Genomic DNA, 24910 nt, shown 5'->3' on the forward strand with positions numbered 1-24910 from the left:
CAGCCAGTGCGGGCAAAGGCAGGAAAACCGGGAGCAGATCAGTAACGGATGGCGGCTGTCCGATGGTTGGCCGAGGCGACGGCCCCGGGAATCGTGAACAAATCGATGACCAGCATGATCCAAAGGACCGCCAGGATCGCCCAGCCGATGAACAAGACGGTGGTGGCCCAGCCGACGATGCCCAACAGCAGGTAGGTGATGCCCATGCCGGTCTTGTTCAGGTAGAACTTGTGGATGCCCAGTTGTCCCAGGAAGAACCAGAGCAAGTAGGCCACCGCCATGCTCTTCTGTTGGACGATGACGACATGGTTGGTGATGTGGACCGGCTGCCCGGAATGCTGCGGCGGTGTTGTACCCGGTGTGATGTTTTCCTCGGTCATGGGGTCCCCCTGAAGGTGCCAGCGCGTCCAGGACGCGAGGTGGGCGTGGTGTGGAACCTCCCAATCTACCCGAGCCCGGGGACGGTTCCCCTGGCTCGATGGCTACCTGACATGGACCATGCCGGTTCCCGTGACCCGTCATGGCTCCTAACCGGCTGGTTGTTCGAGGAACCCTGCCAGCCGGGCAAGCCTGAGGCCGAGGTGCAGGTCGCGCTGGACGGTGCCCAGCCGCAGGTCAACGCCGGCGACTTCGGTGAGTCTCTCCAGCCGGTAGTAGATGGTGGAGCGGTGCACGTTGAGCACCTGTGCGGTGGCCTGGATATCTCCCGCGTTCTCGAGGAAGGCCTCCAGCGTTTTCGCCCAGTGCCGGGTCTTGCGCTCCTGCAGGATGCGCCGCACCGGGGAGGGCAGGTCCGCCACCCCAAGGCCGTCCAACGGCAAGGTGGCCAGTATGCCGTCGGCACCGGTGTCGGCCCAGTGCACCGCCACCGGGTGGTCGGCCGGCGCCAGGCTGGTGGCACGAAGGGCCCAGCCCGCCCGCCGATAGGACAAATGCAGTCCGTCCAGGGGCGCCAACGGACCGATGCCCGCCCGGGCCGGGGCGAGTTGGGGACGGGTGAGAATGCGTGCCAGGCGAGGGGCAACCACCGGGCGGGGAAAAATCAGCACACCGTGGCCGTCCTCGACAACGCCGCCAATCACGCTGGCCGTCGAGGTGTCGTTGACGAAGCGGATGGTCTGCGCGACGGCCTGTTCCACCCGGCCCTTGGCAGCCGCGTCGGCATCCACTGTCCCGGGCCCGACCGCGACCGCGCAATAGTGCTCGGAGGCCCCGAAGATCCCCTCGCCGAGCAGGGTTGCCGCCGCGCTCTCGCGCCGTTCGTCCTCGTGGGAGACCAGGTCCAGGGCCAGTGAACCCGAGCGGTCCAGCAGTGCCCGAAGACCGGCGTCCCGCAACTCCAGAAGCCGGCTGATGCGATCGAGCGAGTGCCCGGCGACGACGTCCGCCAAAGGGCCGGCACCAGTGCCCTCGGCAGGAGTCAGCAGCAGGTGCCCGACAATGTGCCGGTCGGCGCCCAGCAGCCGGTGCATCACGACGGACCCGATGCCTTCCAGGTCGTGGACAGCGCTCCCCTGGTTCGTTGTGGCCGGCGCCTCCCACGAATCGCTGTGGGCCAGGATGCGGGAGAGGCTCAGGCGGTCCTGGGCGGACTCGTGGATTGAATAGGCGATGACCCGCATGGTGCGATCCAGCACGACCAGTCGCCGGCCCATTGCCTCGGAGAGGTCCTGGATGGCGTCGTGGAGTTCCGGCATGCGGTTCATCCGCCCATGGTAGGCCGCAGACTGCGGCCAAAACCAATCAATTGCGACACTGTGTCGCAAATGCCGAACCCGAACTCCAACCGCATGCCGATGTGGTCGGCGTCACCCCCTACGTAGGGTGGACGGGACGCACAAGCACCGTTTCCACCTGAAGGATTTTTCCATGCACACCACCATCAACCAGCCACGCGGGCGCCGCATTGCCATCATCGGAGCCGGCATCAGCGGGCTGACCCTCGCCATCGAACTGCGCCGCCGCGGCCTGGAACCACTGGTCTTCGACCGGGTGGCGGAGTTGCGGGAGGTGGGCGCGGCCGTTGCCCTCTCCGCCAATGCGACCCGCTACCTGATTGAGCGAACCGGCATCGGCGCCGGCCTGGCCACAGCGGCTGCCAGCGTGGACGGCCTGGTGTTCCGCGACGGCCGCGACGGCCGGGTCATCGGCAGGGTTTCCTCACGCGAGGAATACCAAGCCACGTGCGGCGCACCGTACTACGGCATCCACCGGGCGGACCTGCAGAAGCTGCTGGTGGACCGCCTGGGCGGTGAAGGCCTACACCTATCCAAGGCCTGCGAGCGGATCGAGGAAACCGCCGACGCCGTGCGCCTGCACTTCACCGACGGCGACGTCGTCGAGGCCGACCTCGTGATCGGCGCGGACGGCGCCCGCTCGACGCTGCGCCGCCACGTCGTCGGATACGACGACGCCCAGTTCTCCGGCTGTTCCGGCTGGCGCGGGATCGTCTCCCCCGAGGCCCTGGCGGACCTGCCGGATCCCGAGGCCATCCAGTTCTGGATGGGCCCCGGCGGCCACCTGCTGCACTACCCGATCGGCAGCGGAGAGCAGAACTACCTGTTGGTCCGCCGGCACGACGGGCCGTGGGAGGGCCCTGCCTGGGCCACCGCAGATGAAGAGGGAGCCCATCTGAAGGCCTTCGAGGGCTGGCATCCGGCGGTGCAGCAGATGATCGGCGCCGCGCCGACCGGAGACCGCTGGGCACTGTTCCAGCGTCCGCCGCTGCACCAGTGGAGCCGCGGGCGGGTGACCCTCGTGGGAGATGCCGCCCACGCCCTGGTACCCCACCACGGGCAGGGCGCGAACCAGTCCATCGAGGACGCCATCGTTTTGGCGGACTGCCTCATCCAGTCACTGGAAGACGGCTCCGGCTGGGACGCGGCACGCCAGCGCTACCAGGACGTGCGGATCGAGCGCACCCGCAAGGTGCAGATCGCCTCGGCGACGACCGCCGACGTCCTGCACCTGCCTGACGGGGAACGCGCCGATGCGCGGAACGCCCGGCTCGCAGCACCAGATGCGTGGGAACGCCACTTGGGCTGGATCCATGAATTCCAGGCAGCACGTTCCCTTCAGCCCGCCTCGGCCTAGCGGGTTCCCGCGCGGTGTGGCACCATACGCATCGGCAGCGGGAAGCCGTGATCGACCAGACGCGTCTGTGCTCGGCAGCGCTTGCCCCGCTTCCCCGAGGGTAAATCGGGCGCGTGCTGGTGTTCCGTTTCGCGTCCCGTCACCGGACGTTTCACCGGACAGGTCTTACGGAACACGTGACTTTCCTGTGAATCCGAGAAACTTCGAACATTCAGGTCAGGCCCTGGTGCGTTCCGGTAGCCCACCCCCTTACGGAACGGTCCGGGATGCCAATCCGGACAAACCCCTAATGGGACGACACGCGGGCCCTCCCGGTGTTTGCCAGTGGCAAGTCTGGGAACCACTTCTAGGTGCCAGGATGTTTCGATCGCACGAGCTTCCCCGGGATAACTGTCCTTGCCACAGATGAGAAGCCGCGATTCAAGGATGCAACAATGCCCTCACGACGAGCTACTAATGGTTCTCTGGGGCCTTGGACGAGTGGACGCGGTGGATTGTTCGTGCCCATACTGGGTGAAGGGGACCGACTTGCCCCAGGTTGGCAAATGGCTGGCGTGAGTCGTGAACAATGTCTTGGGTGCTTGGGATCTTGGGCCAACGGATGGGAAGCACAATGACTGATGCTGGTGAACCGCGAAAGTTCTTTCCGCCGTGGGTGAAGCGCAGAGCCATCGAAGCGGCCGGCTGGTTGCTGATCGTCGCGGGGGTGGCGGCCCTTGTCCTTCCGGGCCCTGGCCTGTTGTGCTTAGTGGGCGGTCTCGCGCTCCTGTCACTGCGGTATGCGTGGGCCAAGCGTCTGCTCCGTCCGGTGAGGGCCAGGGCCTTTCTGCTCGCTTCCAAGGGCGTGCAGACGTGGCCACGGATTATCTCCAGCATGCTGGGCGGGCTGGTCTTGGTGGGAATCGGAATTGTTTGGGGTGTGGGCAGCCCGGCGCCAGGGTGGTGGCCGGTGGAAGCTCGCTGGTGGTTGCTTGGCGGGTGGGGAACCGGCATCACGCTCATCGCCTCGGGCGGTTTCACCTGGGGAATGATCGTCTACAGTTTTCGTCGATTCCGTGGACATCCCATGGCGACCCCAGGCAATGCGCCTCTGGCGTCCGCAGCCAAGCCCCTCGCCACGGTTCCGCCTCGTTAGCACGCTTGGTGATCTGAAGTAGTGTCCCGAAAAGCGGGTTGCTACGTGCGCGCAAGTTTTTTGCCGGGGATTCTCGATCCGACCCGTTTTCCGAACGTACCAGCGCCGCGGTAGAACCACTATCACCGGCCTTATCGGACCACTGAGTCCGCCTAGATGCAGCGCCATCTCGGCTAGGTCGATGTGGGAAGGTGCGACGCCGCCGCGTGCCGTTCGGCGATCAGGTACTCCTTCACAGCCTGTGCGGGAACCCGGTAGGACTTGCCGAAGCTCACCGCCGGCAGTTCCTTTGCGTGCACCAGCCGGTAGACGGTCATCTTTGAGACGCGCATCGCCAGGGCGACCTCTGCGACCGTCAGATAGTGGGCGTCCTCGAAGCTTTTCAGGTCAACCATGTTATCCCCATCAATGTGTCCGTCATTCTCAGGCGGACCAGCGGATTTCACGCGCAGCTTCAACCACTGGTGCAACGTTATCTCCATCGTAGAGGCAAACCGTGCCTTGTGCCATGGATCACATCTTCACGGGTGCGGGTGAAGACTTCCGACCACATGGAACCGAAATTTGGGACGCCTGTCGGCTTTTCGTTCCGGGGCTCGTTTTCCGGCCCGACGGGCGGGCTGGTCCAGCTAAGTCGGTCGATGACCGGTGGCCGGATTCTTGCTGTCTGGACACATGAATTTCAACGTCGGGTCGGTCCGCAAGCGGAACGGCTTGCGGGACAGTAAAGGTAGATGAAGAGCGCCACCCCATCGCTGAGGCGGCTCGGAATCAGACGCTAGTTGAGTTTTCCAAAGGGGCCGGCAGCGTCGAGTGGAATCCGCTCTGGCGTTCGGGACATGATCAAGAACGCTATCCCCGCGAGCAGCACAGCAATGGCAAGGCCAAATAGGGCCGTATCACCTGATGTTGCTGGGCAGCCCGCAGAACTGTCATCAATCTCAGGGCAGCTCCTCCATGGTTGTAAAAACATCACGAAACCACCTACTACTCCTGCGAGAGTCAGCAGGGGTCCCCATGTCGCGTACATGGTCTTTCTGGAAAATTTCATAGTTCATCCAAACACAGCTTCGCGGATCTTGGCCCAGCGGCTCCAACAGTCACAGACATCCCTGGCGCTCCGCTACTTAGGCTCGCTCTGCCATCTGTTTGATCGTGGTGATCGCCTCCGGCCACATGCCGCGCATGTCGTCGGCCCACTCGTCGGGCACCTCGAGCTCGACGACGAGAGTCGTCACACCGTCGGTCTCGCTGAACGAGTAGCTCTCGTGCAGCCCGACGGCGGGTCCTTCACGGTTCTCGACGTCGTTCTCGATTTCGCCGAGATAGAGGATCGAGACGAACTCGTGGGGTCGGTTCTCGACGATGGTGCCGAGGAGACCGCTTGCTGTGCCGTCGTCGTTCGGACCGAGGAAACGGATCTCCTCGCCCTCGTTCCAGCCGCCCTCGTAGGTCGATCCCTCATTGAAGGCGCCTGTCCATTCGCGGTAGGTGTCGAGGTCGAGCATGACGTTCCAGACGTGCTGCGCGGGAGCGTCGACATCGACGCTGAATCGAAGATTTTCCATGCGCGATTGTAGACCGAGGCACCCTGGCGGCTCAAGACCGCCTCCAGAGCCGGTTCGTCTACACGCAACCTTCCGGGGTCCAGACCCAGCCTCTTACTGGTCAATAAGTTTCGCCGGCAGCAACCCCCCGAGTTGCAGCCGATAAATTAAGTGCGTCAAGAATGTTCTGTGCAGTAAAACTGTCCCGCTAGCCGTTCGGCTATCGGACGTCTTCGGACCGGAACAATCAACTGGCTCTTACCGTCTACGGATAGGATTTTGATCATGCCGACAAAATCAGTGGGTGAGAGTTTACAACAAGCTCGCTACACCATAGATCCCATCACACTCCGTGAAGTCGTCACTAACAAAGCGGTAGTCGAAGCTCGAATTGTGGAGCTTGAAGACCTTGGCGAATCAGGCGACGCCGAACGAATCTCTTGGCTTCGAATTCTCGGAAGGTTACAAGAAGCGGAAGATCTGAGTTGGTACATGCTGGTCAAGTCCGGCGGTGCGAGCGACACTCGACAAATCACCGATCCGCTTCCATACAACGCGGTGACGGCGGCCTTACGTCTGGCTCATGTTCTGCACTGGCAACAAAGGTACAGTCACGCCATTCAATTATTCTCAGCAGCACTAGGAACCGCAGAGTCCGCAGTCTCAGATCCCGATAAGTCTCAAAGCATCGCGTTGACTTTGGTGGCCTTCGCACGGCAACACCTCGGAAAGATGTACTTTGATCAAGGCCGGTTCGAGGAAGCACTCGAAAGTTTTCAGAGCGCTTTGAACCTACGTCAAGAAATGAAGAGCCCCGAGGACCAAATCGAGTCAACGCTACAAGCCATCTCAACGACAAAAGCATGCATCGCTAAAAACGGCGCGACTTCCTAAAGGAAATCATTCTTGCGTCATCAGGGGCCAAACTAATTCTAAGATCTCCCCGGCCAAGGTTGGCTTACTGCGACTGCTCGTCTTTGGCATACTGCCCGTCAGGCAAGATATCGAGCATGATGTACATCAGATTGCCCTCGTGGCCTTCCCCGGGAGGCGGATTCTTCAGCTCGCGCTCCAGCCGAGTCCGGAGCGCATCTCCGGTCTCGGGCCACGGCACAAAGCTTGTAGGTCCGGTGTATCTCCCGAGCTGGGCATACCCCTTGGCGCACAGGGCCAAGACAGATCCTGTGGCCTCTGCAATGGCCTCGTCCTCGGTCAGAACACTGCCCTTGGCTTCGTTGATAATCCCCATGATGTGGAGGAACAGGACCCAGTCGTCTTCACCGTTTTCTATGATTTCAAGTTCGATGTCGTTCAGCGGATCAGTCATGGAATCTCACCGATTCCTGGGGAGATAGATAGGCCTTCTCATTCGTGTTCCCCTTTGCCTGGTCACTTCGATCACCGCAGCCTGCAACAAGCCATCCTGGATCAGTTGAAGGAGAGTCTACCCACCCCGCAGGACCGTCTTAGAAGAAGATCCTTCGAGTCCCGTTATCGGTGGGGATGGCCGTCCAACGAAATGTCCGGTGAAGGTTCCCTAATCGGTCCGGTCGCACATCTCCGCTCCCACCTCGGATAGCGGATGATGCAGTGTTGGGTCCACCCGGCGTTGGTCCGGCGCTACCGAAATGCAGCGAAGACACGCACCGGTCCGCTGCTGAAGTCAGATCCCTCGGTAAGTCCCATGGACTGGTAGAAAGCACGCTGCTGCGGCTCGTCATCCGTGATGAGCACCGTCTGGCGTACGTGGTGGTATCTCTCTTTGATCCGTTCGAAGAGGGCACGCCCTATGCCTGTTCCTTGAAGGTCCGGATGAACCAGAATGTCTTGGAGATAGCAGATCGTTGCATCGTCGGAAATCGTCCGGGCAAGTCCGACTAGTTTGCCGCCTTCATTCCAGGCGGATACGACAAAAGAAGAACTTTTGATCGCTTGGAAGAGCACATCCGGACTGTTGGTGTAGGCCGTCCAGCCAACCGAGTTGTAGAGCGAAAGGACCTCGGCATCGGCGATGGCTGCGAATGTAGACAACGTGAATGGTGGCATTGGGCCAGTCTGGCACGAAGAATCATCTGCCGGGCACGGAAGCCACTATTGACCTTGTCCATTTTCAGTTCCTACTCACGTGACCCAAGCCGATAGCTGTCCCGCAGAGCGTTCCCCCTGCGGATACTTCCAGTGCAGGCACCGTAGCGAATGCCGCACGTTGTTATTGGGCACTCCTTTATAGCCGTTTATGCGGTGGTGGGCGTGGTTAGGTACCGGCACCCGGCCGGCAACGTGTGCGCAGCCAGCCAGCTAGCCTAAGATGATGCAGATATCGGGAAGCGTCCTGTACGCCATCAGCGCCATGACGATAGCGGTCGGCGGAATAGTCTGGGTTTGGGACTGGAAACGGTTTCGGAACCTCGGAACGGAACGACCGGCGGAACTCTCACCGATGGATCCCACAGCATTAGGTTTGCTGGCAGCGGCTGCCATTGGTGCTTTTGCAGTGGCGGTAGGGGCTGGGAATGCCAGTGGTTGGCTGTCACTTCTCTTAGCTGCCGCGGTTGTTGCCCTCAGCACACGATGCTTATTGTTCCTTTTCCAACGTCGTGCCATTGAGCCCAAGCCATGGTTCTTTGTTGTGGCTGCCGCAGTTGGGGGCGCCGGCTTGGCCGCTGCAGGCTGATACGTGCGGAGCGTGGAACGCGGCCGACGAACTCCTGTTCGGTAAAGGTTCCCCTTGCGAAATGCCAGCACCTCGCGATGGTGGCCATTTTCTACGAAAAGCCTACTCTGTAAAATGTGTACACAAGTGCTACTATGATTGCATGAACTCGATCACCTCATCCGTCACGATTCGAGCACTTCGCGATGGTCTCGCCGATGCCGTGGGCCGCGCCAGCTATGGACATGAGCGAGTGCAGATCACTAAGAATGGCAAGCCAGCAGCTGTACTCATTGGACCCGAGGATTTTGAGCTGCTGGAGCAACTGGAAATGCTCCGGGACGTTGCCGAATACCGAGCAGCCAAGTCCGTTGATGACGGCGGGCGTATCAGCCTGAACGAACTGCGTGCTGAGCTAGACGCGTGAGTTCTTACCGCGTTGAATTTACAACCGCGGCCGCCAAAGAACTCAGAAAGCTTGACCCGGGTATCCGACGGCGCATTCTGTCTGGCATTGCCGAGCTTGAGCGGGACCCCCGCCCTGCCGGGTGCAAGAAACTGGCCGGTGAAACTAATGCCTGGCGGATTCGCGTGGGTGACTACCGGGTACTCTATGACGTTATCGACAATATTCTCGTCGTGACCGTGGTCCGAGTGGCGCACCGCCGCGAGGTCTACAAATAGCCATCCGCCTAGCGTGATGAACACTTTGAAGTCCTCAGTTTCGGCAATTCTCAACGCACGGCATCGGATAAACCACCCCCGGCAGGATGGATCGCGTCCTTAATCCTGAGGACCTCCGTCTTGATGTTCCCCAAATCGCAATCGACAGTCCCACAGAAGGTCGGTTGTGGGACAACTTCGCTCCCCAATATTCGCTGTCCGTTCCCCGACCCCCTAACGGAACGCTGCCGAACGCATAACCGGACACACCCCTATCGGGACGATGCGACTTTTCAAGAGGTCACGAAGTGCTCTCACGGGTTTTTATACGGAGCCCTTCTGAGCTCGATATTCGAAGATTGAAGATCACGATTGATCGCGGGCCAAGATCCCCCAAAGTCCGGTGGTGCCGTCGGAATATGCGATTAATGGCGGGCGGAACGGAGTCCTCCCCACCCTCATACGCTTCTTCCATCGCTCCCCAGAGGTCAACGACGATCGTGATTTGCGAGGCCTTGACGCACCCCTGCCACAACGAGAACGACAACCAACGGAACTAAGGCCCACAACCACGTGACGGGAAGTACCTCGAGCGGTTCGTCCAGTCCCCAGATGGCACTGCCTGCACCGTTGACGAGTGCTCCAAGCGGACCCGAAACCGCCCAGGCAAGCAATGCACCAAGGACGGCAGCGCGGGTCGGCCAAATGATACGTAGCCGTGCAAACAATGGCGCCGAAACGAAGGCGACCAGGAAAAAGGTGAAGACAACAACCGCCAAAAACAGCGCATGCACGACGTATCCTGCCAGCAGAATCGCAGCGGAAATCAGAAGGGTGAGACCCGCCGCCATGCCGAGACTCACCAGGGGTCTGTCGTCGTCCACCCGTGCACTGGACTTCCAGACGGATTCTCCATTATTGGCTCGTGTGAGACTCATCAGCTGCTCCCGGTGTCCGTCGTGAAATTCGCGTCATAGCCGAGCCTACTGGGGTGAACTCACAAACCAATGCGAAACACCGAGATGAGGGGCAGGCAGGCCGAGAGCCCATGGCGGCACGCGGTGATGATGCCTTATCTGTAGTTCATCCGCTGGGCGACGACCGGTAGAGGTTCGTTTTGCGGGGCACCGGAATAGCCATTCCCTAGCGCACCGACCAATGGTTCCGACCAAGACGCCACTCGCGGCCGTCCACCTCGACGTTCAGAACCGGGACAGTGCCCCGGCGGAATAGCCGTCGACGTTGTTCGATACGCCCTTCGCCCCGAAGATAGGCACGCATGATAAGGCAGAGCTCTCGAAGCTCATCTTCCTTCTCCTGCTCCACGTCGTCTTCGTCAAGGACGCTGGTCTGCACGTTCAATTCGGGGATGAAAGCATCCATCCACACGTTGGAGGCACAGATGATTGCCGTGCGGTCCTGTGCGAGTCGGCTAGCCACCAGGACCGCGGGCCGCGGGCCGCGGGCCGCGAAGGATCGTCACGGGAGGTCGCATCTTCCACGGCGAAGTCCCGATCGAACACCTCCGCGGCGACCCGATGGAGCATGGCGTTGAGGTCGATGGTCACAGGGACAGTCTTGCACGTGCGATCAGCCCGGTGCCCAGCCATCAAGGCGCCGGGCACTACGGTCGGTTAGCTGGCAGCCCCTGCCTGCGCCATGGCCGGCTCGTCGGCCATGCTGAAGACCAGCTGCAGGCAGCCGCGCACGGAAACCGTTTCGACGTGGATCCCGTACACCCGCAGCAGCATCTCGGGGGTCAGCACCTCCTCGGGCGTTCCGCTGGCCACCGCCTGGCCATCCTCGAGCATGACCAGCTTCTTGCAGTAGCGGGCTGCCAGGTTCAGGTCGTGCAGCACGACCACGGTGGTGACCCCCAGCTGCCCGACCATGCGCAGCAGCTCGTGCTGGTAGCGGATGTCCAGGTGGTTGGTCGGTTCATCCAGCAGCAGGTGGTCCGCCTGCTGGGCCAGCGTGCGGGCCACCAGCACGCGCTGCTTCTCCCCTCCCGAGAGCGTGGAGTAGCGGCGGTCGGCCAGATCACGGGCGCCGACCCGGCTCAGCGCGGCGGCCACCGCCTGGTGGTCCTCGCGGGTGAAGGCGGCCAACGCCTTGCGGTGCGGCGCGCGGCCGAGCAGCACCATGTCCGCGACGCTTACCGGCAGGTCGGTGGGAGTTTCCTGGGCGACGACGGCCACCCGCCGGGCCAGCTCGGTGCCGCGCAGCGCCGTGATGGGTTGCTCGTCGAGGGTGACGAGCCCGGCCCGCGGGCGCAGGGCCGCGTACAGGGTGCGCAGGAAGGTGGATTTGCCGCTGCCGTTCGGGCCGATCAGCCCGACGACCTCCCCCGGTCCGGCGTGCAGCCCGACGGATTTCACTACCAGTTTCCCGCCGTAGCCGACGGAAACATCGGTGGCTGTGATCATGCTTTGGGCCCCCTTGGGCGATTGGTTGTCATTGGGTCGGGTTCAGCTTGCGCACCAGCACGAAGAGCAGCGGGGCGCCGAGCAGTGCGGTGACGATGCCCAAAGGCAGCTCCTGCGGGGCCAGTGCCGTCCGGGCGAGCACGTCTGCCCAGACCAGGAAGATCGCACCGAGGAGCGCCGCCACCGGCAACAGCTTGCGGTGCGTGGAGCCCACGCAGAGCCGCGCGATGTGCGGGATGATCAGCCCGACGAATCCGATGCCGCCGGAGGCCGCGACCAGCGCGCCCACGCACAGCGCGGTCACCACCATCACCGCCGCGCGCAGCTTCGCCGGGGAGATCCCCATCGTCTGTGCCGTGCTGTCGCCGATGGCCAGCGCGTCCAGCGGGCGGGACCAGATCAGCAGCAGCGCGGTGGTGCCCAGCACCACCGCCCAGGTAACCAGCGCGGACTGGCCGGTGGCCTGGGTCAGCGAGCCGAGCGTCCAGAAGAGCACCGAGCGGCTCGCGTTCGGGTCGTCGGAGGCGAAGATCAGCAGCGAGGTGAGCGCGTGCAACACGTAGCCCACGGACACCCCTGCGAGCACCAGCCGGGTGGAGGTCATCTGCGAGCCGACCCGGGCCAGCAGGAAGACCGCGATCCCGGCGGCCAGCGCCCCGGCGAAGGCGCTGCCGGCCAGCGAGGCCGAGCCGATGCCGGCCGAGGCCCCGAAGAGGATCGAGGCCGCCGACAGGGTCGAGGCCCCGGAGGTCACGCCCAGCAAGTAGGGCTCGGCCAGGATGTTGCGCGTCAAGGCCTGCAGGGCCACCCCGGCCAGTGCCAGCCCGGCGCCGACGGCGGCGCCCAGCAGCACCCGGGGCACCCGCAGCAGCAGCACGATGGATTCCTCGGAGTCGGTCCAGCTGCCCATCAGCTCGCCGCCGAACAGGTGCTGACGGAGGATCTGGAGCACCGTGCCCGCTTCGATGGCAACCGGACCGAGGCCCACGGCCACCGGCAGGGTGATCAGCAGCGCGGCCAGCAGAGCGGCGAGCCACAGTGCGGTGTGCCGGGTGCGCTGATCGTGTTCCAGGTCGTCGCCGGAGAAGACCAGCGGCGCCGGGGGCCGTGGTGGTGGTGGTGGTGGTGCGCTGCGCGGTTCGCGGGGCGCGGGGTCCAGCTGGGTCATCATGGCCTCTTCATCGATGGGACGTCGGTTGCGGTGCGCAGGGTGAGCGCGGCACCGAGGGCAAGCAGGGTGAATCCGCCGAGCACCGCGGCCGCAGCCAGGTAGCCCGCCGTGCCCAGCGCCGCCCCGGCGGCGCCCGCGCCGAGGAACAACCCCAGGGACATGCCCGCGGCGTTCAGGCTCAACGCGGTGCCGCGCACCTGCCCGCAGCGGCGCACCAGCAGGGTCATCACCGCTGCGGAAACCACCGCATGGCTGGCCGAGAGCACCGCGGTGCCCAGCATCGCCAGCGGCAGCACCGGGGAAAGGTACACCCCGAGCAGGGCCAGCAGGCCGGTGCCCAGGGCGATGGCCATCACGGCCCGGGTGCGAACCTCGGAGTCCTGCGAGTTCAGCATCCGCCCGGCGAGCAGGTGCCCGAGGAAGAAGGATCCTCCGCTCAGGGACCAGACGAAGGCGAACCAGCCGGCTGTGAGCTGGAACCTGTCCGCATACAGCGGTGCGAGGAAGGCCAGGTGCCCCATCAGCGCGCCGGACCGCCCGAAGGAAACCAGCAACAGGGCCCGTGCCCCCGGGATGGCCGCCAGCGTGCGGAATGCGGCCACATATCCCAGCCGCGGGGCCGGCTCTCCCGCGCCGGGGTTTGCGCGGCCGTAGCGCACCAATGCGGGCGCCAGCGCGAGGGAGAGCACGGCGATCGCGATGAGATTGCCCTGCCAACCCCACCACAGTGCCGGCAGCACCAGCAGCGGCGCCCCCACGGTGGAGGCCAGGGTCTGGGCGGTCATCACCAGGGTGGCGGCACGGCCCGCGGCGGGAGTGGTCCCGAAGCGGTCCGCGGCGGCGGTGGACAACGCCGGGTAGAGCAGCGCGTTGGACACCCCGGTGGCCAGGCAGAAGGCCGCCAGCGCGGCCAGCCCGGAGAAGGTCCCGAGCACCGCGGCGATGCCCAGCAGCGTCAGGGCGGCGGCGGCCACGCGGCCCGGGGCGATGCGCCCGATCAGCGGGGCCAGCGCGACGCCGGTGAGCACCGCGCCGACCCCGGCCAACCCGCGCAGGGAGCCGACTTCTGCAAAGCCGGCCCCGGCCCAGTCGGCGATCGGCACCAAGAAGGTGGAGAGCACGGTGAAAGGCAGCAGGCCCACGGCCGAGGCCAGCAGGGCCGGCCAGATCTCGGCGATGATCCGCCGTTCACTGGGCAGCTTTTCGGTGGTTTCCAGTTCGGTCTCGCTCATGCCGCACTTCCGATCCCGGCGCGGATCATGCCCAGGTCCTCGCCGAAGTCCTGCACGGCGAAGGCCGCGGAGCGCGGCTGGCCGCCCAGTGCCTGCGCCGCCTGCGTCAGCGCGCCCTCGTAGGCGGCCAGCAGGCCATCGATCGTCGGGCAGGGAACCGCCAGGTGCCGGGCAAGGCCCTGGATGACCTTGGTGCGGTAGTAGTCTTCCTTCGGCATCCGCGGCACGTCCCAGTGGCCCGCGTCGTTGCGGAAGATCGGCCGGATGGGGATGGCGGAGAAGTCGAAGTACCTCCCGTCCGCGCTTGGTTCGGAGAAGGGGTCCACCAGCAGCGAGGCGTAGCGCACGTAGACGAGGTACTCCTGGTGGATGGCCGGCAGCTGCTCGAATGCGGCCACCTGCTCCGGGTCGATGCTCTGCGGGTGCACCGGGTAGCCGTCCCGGAGCATGAAGGCCAGCAGGTTGACTCCCTTCCCGCCCAGCGCGGCGACGATGGCCGAAAGCTCCCGCCACTGCTGGACCATGGCGTGGATCATCGACGGGGTGACCGGTCCCTCGGGGTAGAGCTTGTAGACGTATTGCGTCGGCTGCGCCGCGGCGAACACGGCGCGCAGCGTGACCTCGTTCATGAACAGCGCCGGATGCACGTACAGGGAGATGTTCCGTGCCTCGGCCTCCGCCGGCAGGCCGAGAACCGTCATGTCGGTGCCCGCCGCTTCGTGCACCGCGCGCAGCCGCTGCACTGCGGGCGAAGCGCCGCGGCTGGATCCGGCGTAGATGCGGGCCTTGGCCCCGGCGGTCAGCACCGAGGCGCCCGGGTTGCCCTGAAGCCAGCGGGTGTCGCCCAGGTAGCTGGAGAAGCTGATGACCTCCGGATCGGCGCCCTGGGCCCTGGCGTACTCGCGCACTAGGGACCCGGATCCCAGGGTGGGCGAGAGCAGCACGATGCGTTCGAATCCGGCCAGCACACCAGGTGCCAGTTGGCGCAGCACCGGGAGGTAGGCGTCCGCGGTGACCGCCAGGACCAGCGTATTCCATGTCCCGGACACGGACCCGTATCCGCGGAACCGCTGCTCGATCCGGCACTCCCCCGCCAGCGCGGCGTGGGTGGCGTTCTGCACCTCGGCCCGGACGGTGCCCGCGTTGGCACCTAGCGCGGCGAAGAACGCCGCCGAACGCCCGGACTCACGGCCCGCGATGCCCAGTGCCCCGGGCAGCCGCCCGAGCAGCACGGCGCTTTGCACCGCAACCGGGCCGGTCCCGGCGATGAGGATGTTTCCCAATTCGTCCATCTGCTAAACGTCTTTTCTGCTCGAGCACTGCTTTACGTACAGCGCGATATCGAATACCTGGTCAGGCCGGCGGATGGTGTCGGCCAGGCGCCAGAGCGCGGGGTCGACCTCCTGCATCGGGTAGTTGAACAGCGATTTCAGACCGTCCCCGAAGCGCATGGCCACCACGACGTCCTCGCGGGTCAGGGAGTGCATCTGGTGCAACACCTCGTATTTCACGGGCACCGTGGAGCTGATCACGATGTGGGTGGCCGCGGAAATGAAGTCCAGCTCGTGGATCTCGCGTCCCTCCAGCGTGATGTCCAGGCCTTCTCCCAGCAGGGCCACGACCCGGCGCCCGAGCGCAATGGACTCGGCATCGATGTCGATCCCGAGCGTGGATGCGCCGGTGAGCGAGGCGACGTTCAGCAGCGTCATCGGGAAGGACCCGGAGCCGACGAGCAGCAGCTTCGAATCCTTGGTCGGTGCCACGGCCCCGAATTCCTCGGCGATGCAGGATTCGATGTTGGCGAAGTAGCCTTCCGCTCCCGACTTCCCCTCCAGCAGACGCAGCGCGCGGTACTTCTCGATGACCGCCACGCAGCGCGCCGACTGCGTGCGCAGCTCCTCCACCAGGTCGGCCGTGCCGGCAGCCGCGGCGAAAAGCGCAAAGGGGGCCTCGTTGCCCGGCTCGGTGACGAAGCGCGAGTAGTCCGCCAGCAGCTCTTCGAGCTCGCCGGCGTGCCGGGTCGAGCCGTCGTACCCGTTGGCGGCCGAGTTGAAGCGGCGCAGGTAGTCGCGCAGCGTGCCCGGCAGGCCCGCAGCGGTTCCGCCGGGCACCGGCGAAATGTCGATTGCTGATTCAGTCATGGATATATGCCGTTCCTTCTGCCACGAGGTCGACCTGCCCGGTGACCCGCAGACCGGTCACCTTTCCGGAGCCGTAGTCGGCGTGGACGTGCATGGTGCCGCCGGGCTGCCGCACGGCGGCGGACACCGGTGCCAGGGCCTTCGCGGCCAGGTAGGCGCCGAGCGAGGCGGTTCCCGAGCCGCAGCTTCCCTCCCACACCAGGCTGTCCAGTGCCGGGACGTTGATCAGCGGGGCCAGCTCGCCGCGCACCGGGTCGTAGAGCATCACCCCGACCACGGAGACGCCTTCGCTGTTCCCCAGCTGCGCGGCCGTCTGCTCGGCCCGCTCGCGCAGCACCGCATCGTGCCCGGAGCACTCGATGACCAGGTGCACCGCATCGGCATACCGCACCATGGCGGCCCTCGAGGGGGCGCCCGAGGGGGCGCCCGGGAACGGGTACGGATCGATCCGGATCGGCAGTGGACTGGCCAGCTGGCAGCGGTATCCCGAGTCCTGGCGTTCGACACGGCAGTCCAGCAGGTCCGCTGCCCCCGAAGCCTCCAGGCGGAGCTCGACGGGGCCATCCAGGCCCTGCGTCGCGGCGTGGAGCGCGGCCAATGCCATGGTGGCGTTGGCGCAGAACTCGTCCCCCGCCATGTGCAGGCGCAGCTGTGCCTCGGGCGATTCCGCCGGCAGGACGAACCCGACCTGCTCGGCGTGCACATGCTCGGCGCGCAGCAGTTGGTCGGCGATGGCGCGGTAGTGCCGCACCGGGTGCCTGCTGGTGACCAGCAGGGTGGTGTTGCAGGTCGGGCTCAGCTTGACGAAGTCGACCTCGGTGGTGCCCCGGGACATGGCGTGGCGCGGCCTGCTCCGTGCGGGCACCCCGGGTGCGCGCCGGCGTGCGGCAGTGTGCGCAGGCCGGCGCAGCTGTGCCGGCTGGCTCATGGGGTGGCCAGCCGTTCGGCGAGCAGCTCGACCCCGTCAACGGCCAGCGGGCCGGGCGAGGAATAGTAGTAGTTCAGCGGCACCACGGCCGTGTCGACGTTGACCGCCTCAAGTCCATCGAGCTCGGGCCTGGCGCGTAGCTCTTCGAGCACGTCCTGGTCGGTTTCCATCGCCGAGGATCCGGTGGGAAGGTACATCGCGAAGACCTTGTCGGCAGCGCTGGCGACCAGCTCCTCGGTTGACGGTTCGAAGTAGCGCTTGGGCACATCGCTGAACACGTTCTCCAGGCCCAGCAGTGACATCTGCTCCGAGACCAGCGACTCGTGCCCGTAGGACCCAAGGGTGCCAGCGGCCGGCACGTACAGGGAGAGCGCGCTTTGCCCTGCCCCTTCGTCGATGCGCTGCGCGGCAGCCGAGACGCGGTCCCGCATGTCCTGGACGGCTCCGGCTGCCACCTGCTGGGTCCCGAATAGACGGCCGTAGGACTCGACGTCCCGGTAGATCTGGTCGAACCCGCTCAAGCCGCCGGTGGAGCGACCTTCGAAACCGGCGCAGTAACCGCTCACCGTCAGCATCTGAACACCGGCCTGCTTGAGGCGATCCGCGAGGGAATCGAGGTCGACCCCCGCCGCGATGTCGGTGCCGATGACAACGTCGGCCCCCGAACCGAGGATCATCTCGTAGGAAACGTCGTGCGAGTCTTCGGTAACCCGTTCGGCCCCTTCGACCGCGGCCTTCGTCGCTGCGTCGAAGGGCACTTCCAGGCTGCCCGCGTAGTGCGTCAGCTTGTCGCCCGCACCGGCGGCAACCAGCAATGCCGGCGCCTCCGATCCGACCGCGAGCACCCGCTGCGGTGGTGAGTCGAACACGACTTCCCGACCGCAGCTGTCCAGGCTGATCGGACCGGCCGTCGCGCCATTTGCGGCGCTGGACACGGAGCCGGCCGGGGCACCGCACGCAGTCGCGACCGCCAATATGACGGCGGGCATGACAACCATCCAGGGATTGATTCTTTTCATCGATTAGCACTCCATTTTCGGTGGCCAAGGCTGCGACGCTCAGTCGCCGGGGACACATCTGGCCAGCACCTCGTAAACACTAATGAGAATCATTATCATTTGTCAAAACGAAGGCGAGGTCTCTCCCCAGGTTCCCGCAGGTCACCCTCGGTTGCCGAGATGACTTGCCCGCTTAGCGCGGATCCTCATCGGGCCTGGGCATCGTACTGGCAATGGCGACACAATCGGAGACACCACGTAACACGCCAAGTCCCATTCGAAAAGGGGTCAAAGGAGGAAAAGGACTCCATCCTTGACGAGGCGACCATACGGCCAGTTGGCCGGATATTTCATGGGACGCCAGCAGGCGGCCGGTCTCGTGATTTTCCAGGAGCCGGTGTCCGGTAGCGGCCCTGGGCACGCGGGCGGCGGACGTGTCGCCGGTCGGGTGGTCGGGTGAAAATTGTAGGTCAGCGAAGCCCTGGACGTGGCTGACGCCAGGCAGGCAAGCCTGGAGCCCGGGCGAACTCAAGGGCAGGCCGCTAAACACCGCTTAAACCAAGGAATCCCCAACCACCGCAAAGTGGTTGGGGATTCCTTGCTCAGGACTTAGGCCTCGAGCACGACCGGTACGATCATGGGCTTGCGGCGCAGCTTGCGCGACACCCACGAGCCGATGACGCGGCGGACGATCTGCTGCAGCTGCTGCGTGGTGTGCGTCGGGTTGTTGCGCACCGCATCCTCAAGAGCCTCGGCGATCTTCGGCTTGATCTCGTCAAACACATTGTCGTCCTCGGCCACGCCGCGGGCGTGGATCTCGGGTCCGGAGATCAGCTTGCCGGTCTGGCGGTTGATCACCGAGATGATCGAGATGAAGCCCTCCTCGGCCAGCGTGACGCGGTCCTTGAGGTCCTCATCGGTGATGGTGCCGACCTTGGAGCCGTCCACGTAGACGAACCCGCAGTCGACCTGGCCGACGAGCTTGGCCACGCCGTCCTTGAGGTCGACGACCGAGCCGTCCTCGGTGAGCAGCACGTTCTCCGCCGGCACCCCGGACTGGGCGGCCAGGCGGGCGTTGGCGATCAGGTGCCGGGTCTCGCCGTGCACCGGCATCACGTTCAGCGGCTGAACGATGTTGTAGCAGTAGAGCAGCTCGCCGGCCGAGGCGTGGCCCGAGACGTGGATCTTGGCCATGCCCTTGTGGATCACGTCTGCGCCCAGGCGCATCAGCCCGTTGATCACGCGGAACACCGAGTTCTCGTTGCCCGGGATCAGCGAGGAAGCCAGGATGACGGTGTCGCCCGGGCCGACCTGGATCCGGTGGTCGCCGGTGGCCATGCGTGAGAGCGCGGCCATCGGCTCGCCCTGCGAACCGGTGGACATCAGCACGACCTTGTTGTCCGGCAGCTTGTCCACGTTCTTCATGTCCACCAGGATCCCGGCGGGGATGTGCAGGTAGCCCAGCTTCTCGGCGATGGTCATGTTGCGCACCATGGAGCGGCCGATGAAGGCGACCTTGCGTCCGTGGACGGCGGCGGCGTCGATGACCTGCTGCACGCGGTGCATGTGCGAGGAGAACGAGGCGACGATGATGCGCTTGCGGGCACGACCGAAGAGGGCCTCGAGCACCGGGCCGATTTCCTTTTCCGCGGTGGTGAAGCCGGGGACGTCCGCGTTGGTGGAGTCGGTCATGAACAGGTCCACGCCCTCGTCGGCCAGGCGGGCAAAGTGGCGCAGGTCGGTGATGCGGCCATCGAGCGGCAGCTGGTCCATCTTGAAGTCGCCGGTGTGCAGCACAGAGCCGCCCTCGGTGCGGATGAACACGGCCAAGGCGTCCGGGATCGAGTGGTTGACCGCGACGTATTCGGTCTCGAACGGGCCGAAGGTCTCCACGTCGCCCTCGGCAACCTGGCGCAGCACCGGCTTGATGCGGTGCTCCTCCAGCTTGGCCGAGATCAGCGCGAGGGTGAGGCGCGAGCCGATCAGCGGGATGTCCGCGCGCAGGCGCAACAGGTACGGGACTGCACCGATGTGGTCTTCGTGGCCGTGGGTGAGCACGACGCCGACGACGTCGTCGAGGCGGTCCTTGATGTAGCTGAAATCGGGCAGGATGACGTCCACGCCCGGCTGGTGCTCCTCGGGGAAGAGCAGTCCGCAGTCGACGATCAGCAGTTTGCCGTCAATTTCGAAGACGGCCATGTTCCGCCCGATCTCACCCAGGCCACCGAGCGGCACAATGCGCAGGGTGCCCGGCTTGAGCTTGGGAGGAAGGTTGTGGAGCACCGTATCGGTGACCACGGATGAGGAATCGGTCATGAATAACTTACCTTTCTAGATCTCCCATCCGCCCTCGCGCAAATCGGTGCGGATGGTTTCGAGTTCCGTTTCCGACGGTGCCACAAGCGGCAGCCGGACCACGGTGTTCGGCAGGACTCCCTGCCAGTTAAGAATGTGTTTTGCCGCAACGGCGCCCTGGACGTGGCTCATCACCGCGCGCTGGATCGGGTCCAGCTCGAAGTGGGCTTTGCGGGCGGTCGCCAGGTCACCGGCGAGCATCGCGTCAACCAGGATGCGGTACTTGGCCGCGGCAATGTGGGCGGTGACCGAGACGACGCCGACGGCGCCTGCTGCCATCAGCGGCAGGGTCAGTCCGTCGTCGCCGGCGTAGACATCGAGGTCGGTGTTCGCCAGCACCGTGGTGGTGGACTGGTAGTCGGCCTTTGCGTCTTTCAGGGCCACGACCAGCGGGTTCTTCGCCAGCTCGATGATGGTCTCCGGGGCCATGGCAATGCCGGCGCGTCCCGGGATGTCATAAAGCATCACCGGCAGCTGCGTCGCTGCGACGATGGCCTCGACGTGGGCAATGACGCCGGCCTGGGAAGGCTTGTTGTAGTACGGGGCGGTCACCAGGATGCCGTGCACCCCGGCGTCCTTCGCCGCAAGCGAGAGCTTGATCGAGTGCGCGGTGTCATTGGTGGTGGAGCCGGCCAGGACCTTGGCTCGGTGCCCCACGGCCTTGACCACGGCAGCGAACATGGCAACGTTTTCCTCATCGCGAAGCGTCGAGGTTTCCCCGGTGGTGCCGGTGACGACCAGGCCGTCGCAGCCCTCGTCGACGAGCTTGATGGCCAGCTTGGCGGTCGCATCGTAGTCGACCTCCCCGTTGTCCTTGAAAGGTGTCACCATGGCGGTGAGCACCGTTCCGAAGGTGTGGTTCTTGCCCGGGGTATGCAACGCAGTTTCAGCCATGACTCCAAGGTTACACTTTGCACGCACCAAGCCTTGATTCGGCGCATGCGTTTAGGCTGTAAACATGACGCAATTCTCCTCCCGCAGCACCCGCCACCGGGCCCCGGGCTCCGGCGCGGCCGGAACACGCGCCCGCATCGCGGGAGTCGACGCCGCCCGCGGACTGGCACTGCTGGGGATGGTCGCGGTGCACATCATGCCGCTGCGCGTGCTTGATGCCGGCGGCTCCCCCGAAGCCACCTGGGCCGCCACGCTGTTCTCCGGACGGGCCTCGGCGCTCTTCGTGGTGCTCGCCGGGGTGGGGCTCGCCTTGCTCTCCGGCGGCTCCGGAAACATCGGAGCGCCCAAGCTGGCCGGGGTGCGCCGCTCGGTGGCGGTGCGGGCGCTGCTGGTCTTCGTCCTGGGCCTGGGGCTGGGCATGCTGGACACCAATGTGGCAGTGATCCTGGTCCACTACGCGGTGCTGTTCCTGTGCGCGATCCCGTTCCTGGGGATGCGCGCCCGCACCCTGGGGTTCTGGGCCGCCGGTTGGCTGGCCATCTCCCCCTTCGCCCTGTACCTGGCCCGCCCCTGGGCCATGGAATGGCTCGACCCGCACCGGCTGGGTGCCTCCCCGCTGCCCGAGGACATGTTCTCCCCCGCGGTGTTTCTGGCCGACCTGCTGCTCACCGGCTACTACCCGCTGCTGGTCTGGTTCGGCTTCATCCTGGCGGGTCTCTGCGTCGGACGCCTGGCTCTGGAGCGGCCGCCGGTGGCCCTGTCAATTGGGGTTTTCGGCGCGGGCCTGGCGGTGGGAGCCAAGGCCCTCTCGGCCTGGCTGTTGGCCCAGCCAGGTGCGTTGGCCGCACTGGCCAATGCCGCGAACCAGGAGTCCAGGGAGCTGTCGGTGGCGTTGGTGACGGGACAGCGCCTGGGCAATGCGGCGGACAGCGGCTGGTTCCTGGCGATCTCGGCCCCGCATTCGGGCGCCCCGCTGGATGTGCTGCACGTCGTCGGTTGCGCGCTGGCGGTGCTGGGAGCGGCGCAATTGGTGTGCATGGCCCTGTCCGCGCTCTTCGGGCAGGTCGGCGAGATACTGATCTGGCCGCTGACCGGCGCAGGCGCCGCAACGCTCACGCTCTATGCCACGCACCTGGTGGCACTGGATCTCTTCAGCGACATCTCGGCACCGCTGCCGCGCACCGGATTGTTCATCATTTACGCGGTGGGCTGTCTGCTGGCCGGGCTGGTGTTCAAGTTCCTGGGACGACGCGGGCCGCTTGAGGCGCTGGTGCACACCGTGTCGCGGACGCTGGGACGCAGCGGCTAAGGGGCAAGGACCAAGGGCAAGTGCCAAGGGGAAAGCCCCCAGTCCGGAGCGGCTATTGCCGGTCCCGTTGGCCGGTGGCACTGTGGACGCATGGCGATCTCGGTGCGGGCGGCAACGGAATTCAACGACGTCAAGACGATGCTCGGACCGAAAAGGAACCCCGAGGCGAAGGCTTGCTGGTGTTTGGGCCACCGCCTCGGCTCGGCAAGGAACCACGAAAGCCAGAAGCAGAGCGCCGAACTCGTGCGCGTGCTGTGCGCCGAGGATCCGCCGCCCGGGGTCCTCGCGTACGAAGGCGACGAAGTGGTCGGCTGGGCGGGGGTGCACCCGCGGGCAGACACGGCACTTGCGCGCAGCCGCACGATTCCACACGTGGATGATCTTGAGGTGTGGTCGGTGTGGTGCATCCGGGTACGGGCAGGACATCGCGGCCAGGGTATTTCCCACGCGCTGCTGGCAGGCGCGGTGGAATTTGCCCGGGGCTACGGGGCGCCGGCCATCGAGGGGTACCCGTTGGACAACCAGGGCAGAAAGACCGATTCCACCATGGCATATGTTGGCACCCGCGCCCTCTTCGAACGGGCGGGATTCACGAAGGCCGCCGACACCGACTCGATCATGGGCGGCTTCCGGCGCGTCCTGATGCGTCTGGACCTGCGCTGAGGAGGCAGCGGCGCCGTCGCCTTCCAACGGCTCGGAATCCTCCACGATCGCCCAGACCGTTGCGGTGTGGTGTGTCGCCTTCCTCGGCGTGTAGCGATGTGAAACCGTGAAGAACATGGAGACCACACCCCGGCCAGAAGAACGCCTGCCGCCCCTGAACGTCGGCGAGAAGTTCCTGCTTGGGCTCTGGGTGTTCTCCAACGTGGCACTCGTTGCCGCGCCCCTGTTCGGCGGCTACGCAGGCGCCTGCCTGATCTACGGATTCGACGCCGTCCGCCCCGGGGTAGCACCTTGGGCGGCATTGATCATGGTGGGGATCCTGGTTGCGTGGCTGGTCATCAGCCATATTGTCGACCTGATCCTGCGCAGGACCATGGCGCAACGGCACGCGGTCCTCAGGGAGGCGGTGTCCACGCTGATTGGTGTCGTGATCCTGGCCGCGCTGTACGGCATCGTGTTCACCGAAGCGGTGCCAGCACTGGTGGCCGCCGTCTTCGCCAGCATTCTGCTGCTCGCATGCATTCCGCTGGTGAAGCTGCTCGAGAAACGGGCACCGGCCGAAGGTGCCCCGCCGGCCACCTAGACCTGTCAGGATGGTTTGACGGCGGTGTATGCCCCCGAACGCCGCCGGTTGAGGCGGCATGACGCAATCCACGACCGAAACCTAGGTGCGATGAAGAACGACCCGCGGCGAATGCCGGGCGACCCGCTGAGTCCCCACGAGCGCGCCCTGCTGGAGATCCTGTGCTCGGGGAAATGGCCCGGAACAACGGAGGCACGCGAACAGGCGGCCCATGCTCGCTGGGGCGGGCGGGATTTTGACGAGTGCGAATGCTTTCTGGTCGATATTCCAGGGCACCTGAATCTTCCCAGGATTCCGAAGCGTTCGGGCGGGCCATTCGCGACCGTGGACGTCCATGATGGAGACGTTGCGCTGGGGCACCTGAACCTATGGGCCGTGGACGGGCTCCTGCACTCGGTGGAGTACATGACGTTCGACGTTCCGGATGAGCGGCTCCCCGCCATGGAACAGCTCGGCGACGGACCGTTTAGCTGAGGGGTCCGTCCAAGATCGCGCCCGGTTCCGATCCTGGAGCCGCTCCCCGCACATGTGGTGCGGGTCGGGTCGTCGAGGCCCGGAGCCGCGGCCGCACCTGTACCGGGCACGGAGCGGGTGCAGGCTCAGAGGCGAAGGAGGAGGGTGCCCTCGTCGAAATACGGTCCGGCGGGAACGAACCCCAGACGCTCATAGACCGATCGTGCGGGGTTTCCCGCTTCGACGCTGAGGCTGATCGCGGGCAGTGCCTGGGAACGTGCCTGTTCGAGGATTCCGGCAATGAGTCGGGTTCCGAGCCCCCGGCCGCGTTGCCCCTCGGCAACCCAGACGCAGAGTTCGGGGATCGACTCGGCGACAAAGCCGTAGCCCGGGTCCGTCGGGTCGAAATAGCGCAGCCAAACGACGCCAACGGCTTTTCCGTCCGGGTCTTCGGCCACCAGGCCGAAGTCGTCCTTCCCGGGCCACCGCGTGAAATAGTGGGCGATGGCAGGAATCTGCTCGATTTGCTCAAGCGTGAACCGTGGCCCCGGCCAGTTCATATTTCCCAAGGTGGCCCGCGCCAGCAATTCCTCCTCACTAAACCGGAGCACGCGAAGCGTGGACGTTTCTCCCCCAAAGTTCCTCATGTCTGCCACCCTACAGATT

27 protein-coding genes are annotated in these 24910 nt (G+C 65.1%); 9 read left to right on the forward strand and 18 right to left on the reverse strand.

Annotated elements, in window-relative coordinates:
* Positions 1-38: 38 nt before the first annotated feature.
* Positions 39-380, reverse strand: coding sequence for a TM2 domain-containing protein (locus ACIPUB_RS00285; RefSeq protein ID WP_407605600.1), 342 nt, complete (start codon positions 378-380; stop codon positions 39-41).
* Positions 381-527: 147 nt separating this feature from the next.
* Positions 528-1706 (reverse strand): PucR family transcriptional regulator, encoded by a 1179-nt coding sequence (locus ACIPUB_RS00290; protein ID WP_407605601.1) that lies wholly within the window; start codon positions 1704-1706, stop codon positions 528-530.
* Between the two features lie 163 nt (positions 1707-1869).
* Between ACIPUB_RS00290 and ACIPUB_RS00295 the strand changes: the two genes are divergently transcribed.
* Positions 1870-3093, forward strand: a complete 1224-nt coding sequence (locus ACIPUB_RS00295; RefSeq protein ID WP_407605602.1) for an FAD-dependent monooxygenase — start codon at positions 1870-1872, stop codon at positions 3091-3093.
* A 613-nt stretch (positions 3094-3706) separates the two neighbouring features.
* On the forward strand, positions 3707-4228 hold the full coding sequence (locus ACIPUB_RS00300; protein ID WP_407605603.1) for a PGPGW domain-containing protein: 522 nt from the start codon (positions 3707-3709) through the stop codon (positions 4226-4228).
* A 173-nt stretch (positions 4229-4401) separates the two neighbouring features.
* Here the strand turns inward: ACIPUB_RS00300 and ACIPUB_RS00305 are convergent, their stop codons facing one another.
* Both ACIPUB_RS00305 and ACIPUB_RS00310 read right to left on the reverse strand, forming a co-directional pair.
* On the reverse strand, positions 4402-4623 hold the full coding sequence (locus ACIPUB_RS00305) for a helix-turn-helix domain-containing protein (RefSeq protein ID WP_407605604.1): 222 nt from the start codon (positions 4621-4623) through the stop codon (positions 4402-4404).
* Positions 4624-5355: 732 nt separating this feature from the next.
* Positions 5356-5796 carry an SRPBCC domain-containing protein gene (locus tag ACIPUB_RS00310; RefSeq protein WP_407605605.1) on the reverse strand — a complete coding sequence of 147 codons (441 nt, stop codon included), beginning with the start codon at positions 5794-5796 and terminating at the stop codon, positions 5356-5358.
* Positions 5797-6060: 264 nt separating this feature from the next.
* On the opposite strand from ACIPUB_RS00310, the gene ACIPUB_RS00315 reads away from it, so the two are divergent.
* The gene (locus ACIPUB_RS00315; protein ID WP_407605606.1) at positions 6061-6669 is read left to right on the forward strand and encodes a tetratricopeptide repeat protein; all 609 of its coding nucleotides are present in this window, start codon (positions 6061-6063) and stop codon (positions 6667-6669) included.
* Positions 6670-6733: 64 nt separating this feature from the next.
* Here the strand turns inward: ACIPUB_RS00315 and ACIPUB_RS00320 are convergent, their stop codons facing one another.
* Positions 6734-7102 carry a hypothetical protein gene (locus tag ACIPUB_RS00320; RefSeq protein ID WP_407605607.1) on the reverse strand — a complete coding sequence of 123 codons (369 nt, stop codon included), beginning with the start codon at positions 7100-7102 and terminating at the stop codon, positions 6734-6736.
* A gap of 293 nt (positions 7103-7395) precedes the next feature.
* Entirely contained in the window at positions 7396-7821 is a 426-nt protein-coding gene (locus tag ACIPUB_RS00325; RefSeq protein ID WP_407605608.1) for a GNAT family N-acetyltransferase, read from the reverse strand.
* A gap of 770 nt (positions 7822-8591) precedes the next feature.
* Here ACIPUB_RS00325 and ACIPUB_RS00330 point away from each other — a divergent pair.
* Together ACIPUB_RS00330 and ACIPUB_RS00335 are read left to right on the forward strand one after the other, a co-directional pair.
* Entirely contained in the window at positions 8592-8855 is a 264-nt protein-coding gene (locus tag ACIPUB_RS00330) for a type II toxin-antitoxin system Phd/YefM family antitoxin (RefSeq protein ID WP_068734563.1), read from the forward strand.
* Positions 8852-9112 carry a type II toxin-antitoxin system RelE family toxin gene (locus ACIPUB_RS00335; protein ID WP_407605609.1) on the forward strand — a complete coding sequence of 87 codons (261 nt, stop codon included), beginning with the start codon at positions 8852-8854 and terminating at the stop codon, positions 9110-9112. Before ACIPUB_RS00330 ends, ACIPUB_RS00335 begins: the two co-directional genes overlap by 4 nt.
* A gap of 467 nt (positions 9113-9579) precedes the next feature.
* Here ACIPUB_RS00335 and ACIPUB_RS00340 read toward each other — a convergent pair whose 3' ends face one another.
* The 11 genes from ACIPUB_RS00340 to dapA all read right to left on the reverse strand — a co-directional run bounded on the left by ACIPUB_RS00340 (position 9580) and on the right by dapA (position 21236).
* On the reverse strand, positions 9580-10029 hold the full coding sequence (locus tag ACIPUB_RS00340; protein WP_407605610.1) for a hypothetical protein: 450 nt from the start codon (positions 10027-10029) through the stop codon (positions 9580-9582).
* Between the two features lie 205 nt (positions 10030-10234).
* The gene (locus ACIPUB_RS00345) at positions 10235-10474 is read right to left on the reverse strand and encodes a hypothetical protein (protein WP_407605611.1); all 240 of its coding nucleotides are present in this window, start codon (positions 10472-10474) and stop codon (positions 10235-10237) included.
* 251 nt (positions 10475-10725) lie between these two features.
* On the reverse strand, positions 10726-11517 hold the full coding sequence (locus tag ACIPUB_RS00350; protein WP_407605612.1) for an ABC transporter ATP-binding protein: 792 nt from the start codon (positions 11515-11517) through the stop codon (positions 10726-10728).
* 28 nt (positions 11518-11545) lie between these two features.
* Complete coding sequence (locus tag ACIPUB_RS00355; protein ID WP_407605613.1) at positions 11546-12688, reverse strand: FecCD family ABC transporter permease; 1143 nt, start codon at positions 12686-12688, stop codon at positions 11546-11548.
* Entirely contained in the window at positions 12685-13920 is a 1236-nt protein-coding gene (locus ACIPUB_RS00360; protein WP_407605614.1) for an MFS transporter, read from the reverse strand. The genes ACIPUB_RS00355 and ACIPUB_RS00360 overlap by 4 nt, the downstream gene beginning before the upstream one ends.
* On the reverse strand, positions 13917-15212 hold the full coding sequence (locus ACIPUB_RS00365; RefSeq protein WP_407605615.1) for an opine metallophore biosynthesis dehydrogenase: 1296 nt from the start codon (positions 15210-15212) through the stop codon (positions 13917-13919). Before ACIPUB_RS00365 ends, ACIPUB_RS00360 begins: the two co-directional genes overlap by 4 nt.
* Before the next feature lie 3 nt (positions 15213-15215).
* On the reverse strand, positions 15216-16061 hold the full coding sequence (locus ACIPUB_RS00370; protein WP_407605616.1) for a class I SAM-dependent methyltransferase: 846 nt from the start codon (positions 16059-16061) through the stop codon (positions 15216-15218).
* Positions 16054-16989: a hypothetical protein gene (locus tag ACIPUB_RS00375; protein WP_407605617.1), complete on the reverse strand. Its 936-nt coding sequence runs from the start codon at positions 16987-16989 to the stop codon at positions 16054-16056. Before ACIPUB_RS00375 ends, ACIPUB_RS00370 begins: the two co-directional genes overlap by 8 nt.
* On the reverse strand, positions 16986-18008 hold the full coding sequence (locus tag ACIPUB_RS00380) for an ABC transporter substrate-binding protein (RefSeq protein ID WP_407605618.1): 1023 nt from the start codon (positions 18006-18008) through the stop codon (positions 16986-16988). Before ACIPUB_RS00380 ends, ACIPUB_RS00375 begins: the two co-directional genes overlap by 4 nt.
* Positions 18009-18596: 588 nt before the next feature.
* Positions 18597-20303, reverse strand: a complete 1707-nt coding sequence (locus ACIPUB_RS00385; RefSeq protein ID WP_407605619.1) for a ribonuclease J — start codon at positions 20301-20303, stop codon at positions 18597-18599.
* A gap of 15 nt (positions 20304-20318) precedes the next feature.
* Positions 20319-21236: a 4-hydroxy-tetrahydrodipicolinate synthase gene (gene dapA / locus ACIPUB_RS00390; protein ID WP_407605620.1), complete on the reverse strand. Its 918-nt coding sequence runs from the start codon at positions 21234-21236 to the stop codon at positions 20319-20321.
* Between the two features lie 64 nt (positions 21237-21300).
* Between dapA and ACIPUB_RS00395 the strand changes: the two genes are divergently transcribed.
* The 4 genes from ACIPUB_RS00395 (at position 21301) to ACIPUB_RS00410 (ending at position 24265) form a co-directional block, all read left to right on the forward strand.
* Positions 21301-22545, forward strand: coding sequence for a heparan-alpha-glucosaminide N-acetyltransferase domain-containing protein (locus tag ACIPUB_RS00395; RefSeq protein WP_407605621.1), 1245 nt, complete (start codon positions 21301-21303; stop codon positions 22543-22545).
* A 90-nt stretch (positions 22546-22635) separates the two neighbouring features.
* Positions 22636-23208 carry a GNAT family N-acetyltransferase gene (locus ACIPUB_RS00400; protein ID WP_407605622.1) on the forward strand — a complete coding sequence of 191 codons (573 nt, stop codon included), beginning with the start codon at positions 22636-22638 and terminating at the stop codon, positions 23206-23208.
* Positions 23209-23323: 115 nt separating this feature from the next.
* Positions 23324-23791: a hypothetical protein gene (locus ACIPUB_RS00405; RefSeq protein WP_407605623.1), complete on the forward strand. Its 468-nt coding sequence runs from the start codon at positions 23324-23326 to the stop codon at positions 23789-23791.
* 90 nt (positions 23792-23881) lie between these two features.
* Complete coding sequence (locus ACIPUB_RS00410; protein ID WP_407605624.1) at positions 23882-24265, forward strand: hypothetical protein; 384 nt, start codon at positions 23882-23884, stop codon at positions 24263-24265.
* Between the two features lie 125 nt (positions 24266-24390).
* Here ACIPUB_RS00410 and ACIPUB_RS00415 read toward each other — a convergent pair whose 3' ends face one another.
* Positions 24391-24891: a GNAT family N-acetyltransferase gene (locus ACIPUB_RS00415; RefSeq protein WP_310288507.1), complete on the reverse strand. Its 501-nt coding sequence runs from the start codon at positions 24889-24891 to the stop codon at positions 24391-24393.
* Positions 24892-24910: the final 19 nt, after the last annotated feature.

Origin of the sequence: Paeniglutamicibacter sp. ORCA_105, from assembly GCF_045798545.1 — a bacterium.
GTDB classification, from domain to species: domain Bacteria; phylum Actinomycetota; class Actinomycetes; order Actinomycetales; family Micrococcaceae; genus Paeniglutamicibacter; species Paeniglutamicibacter sulfureus.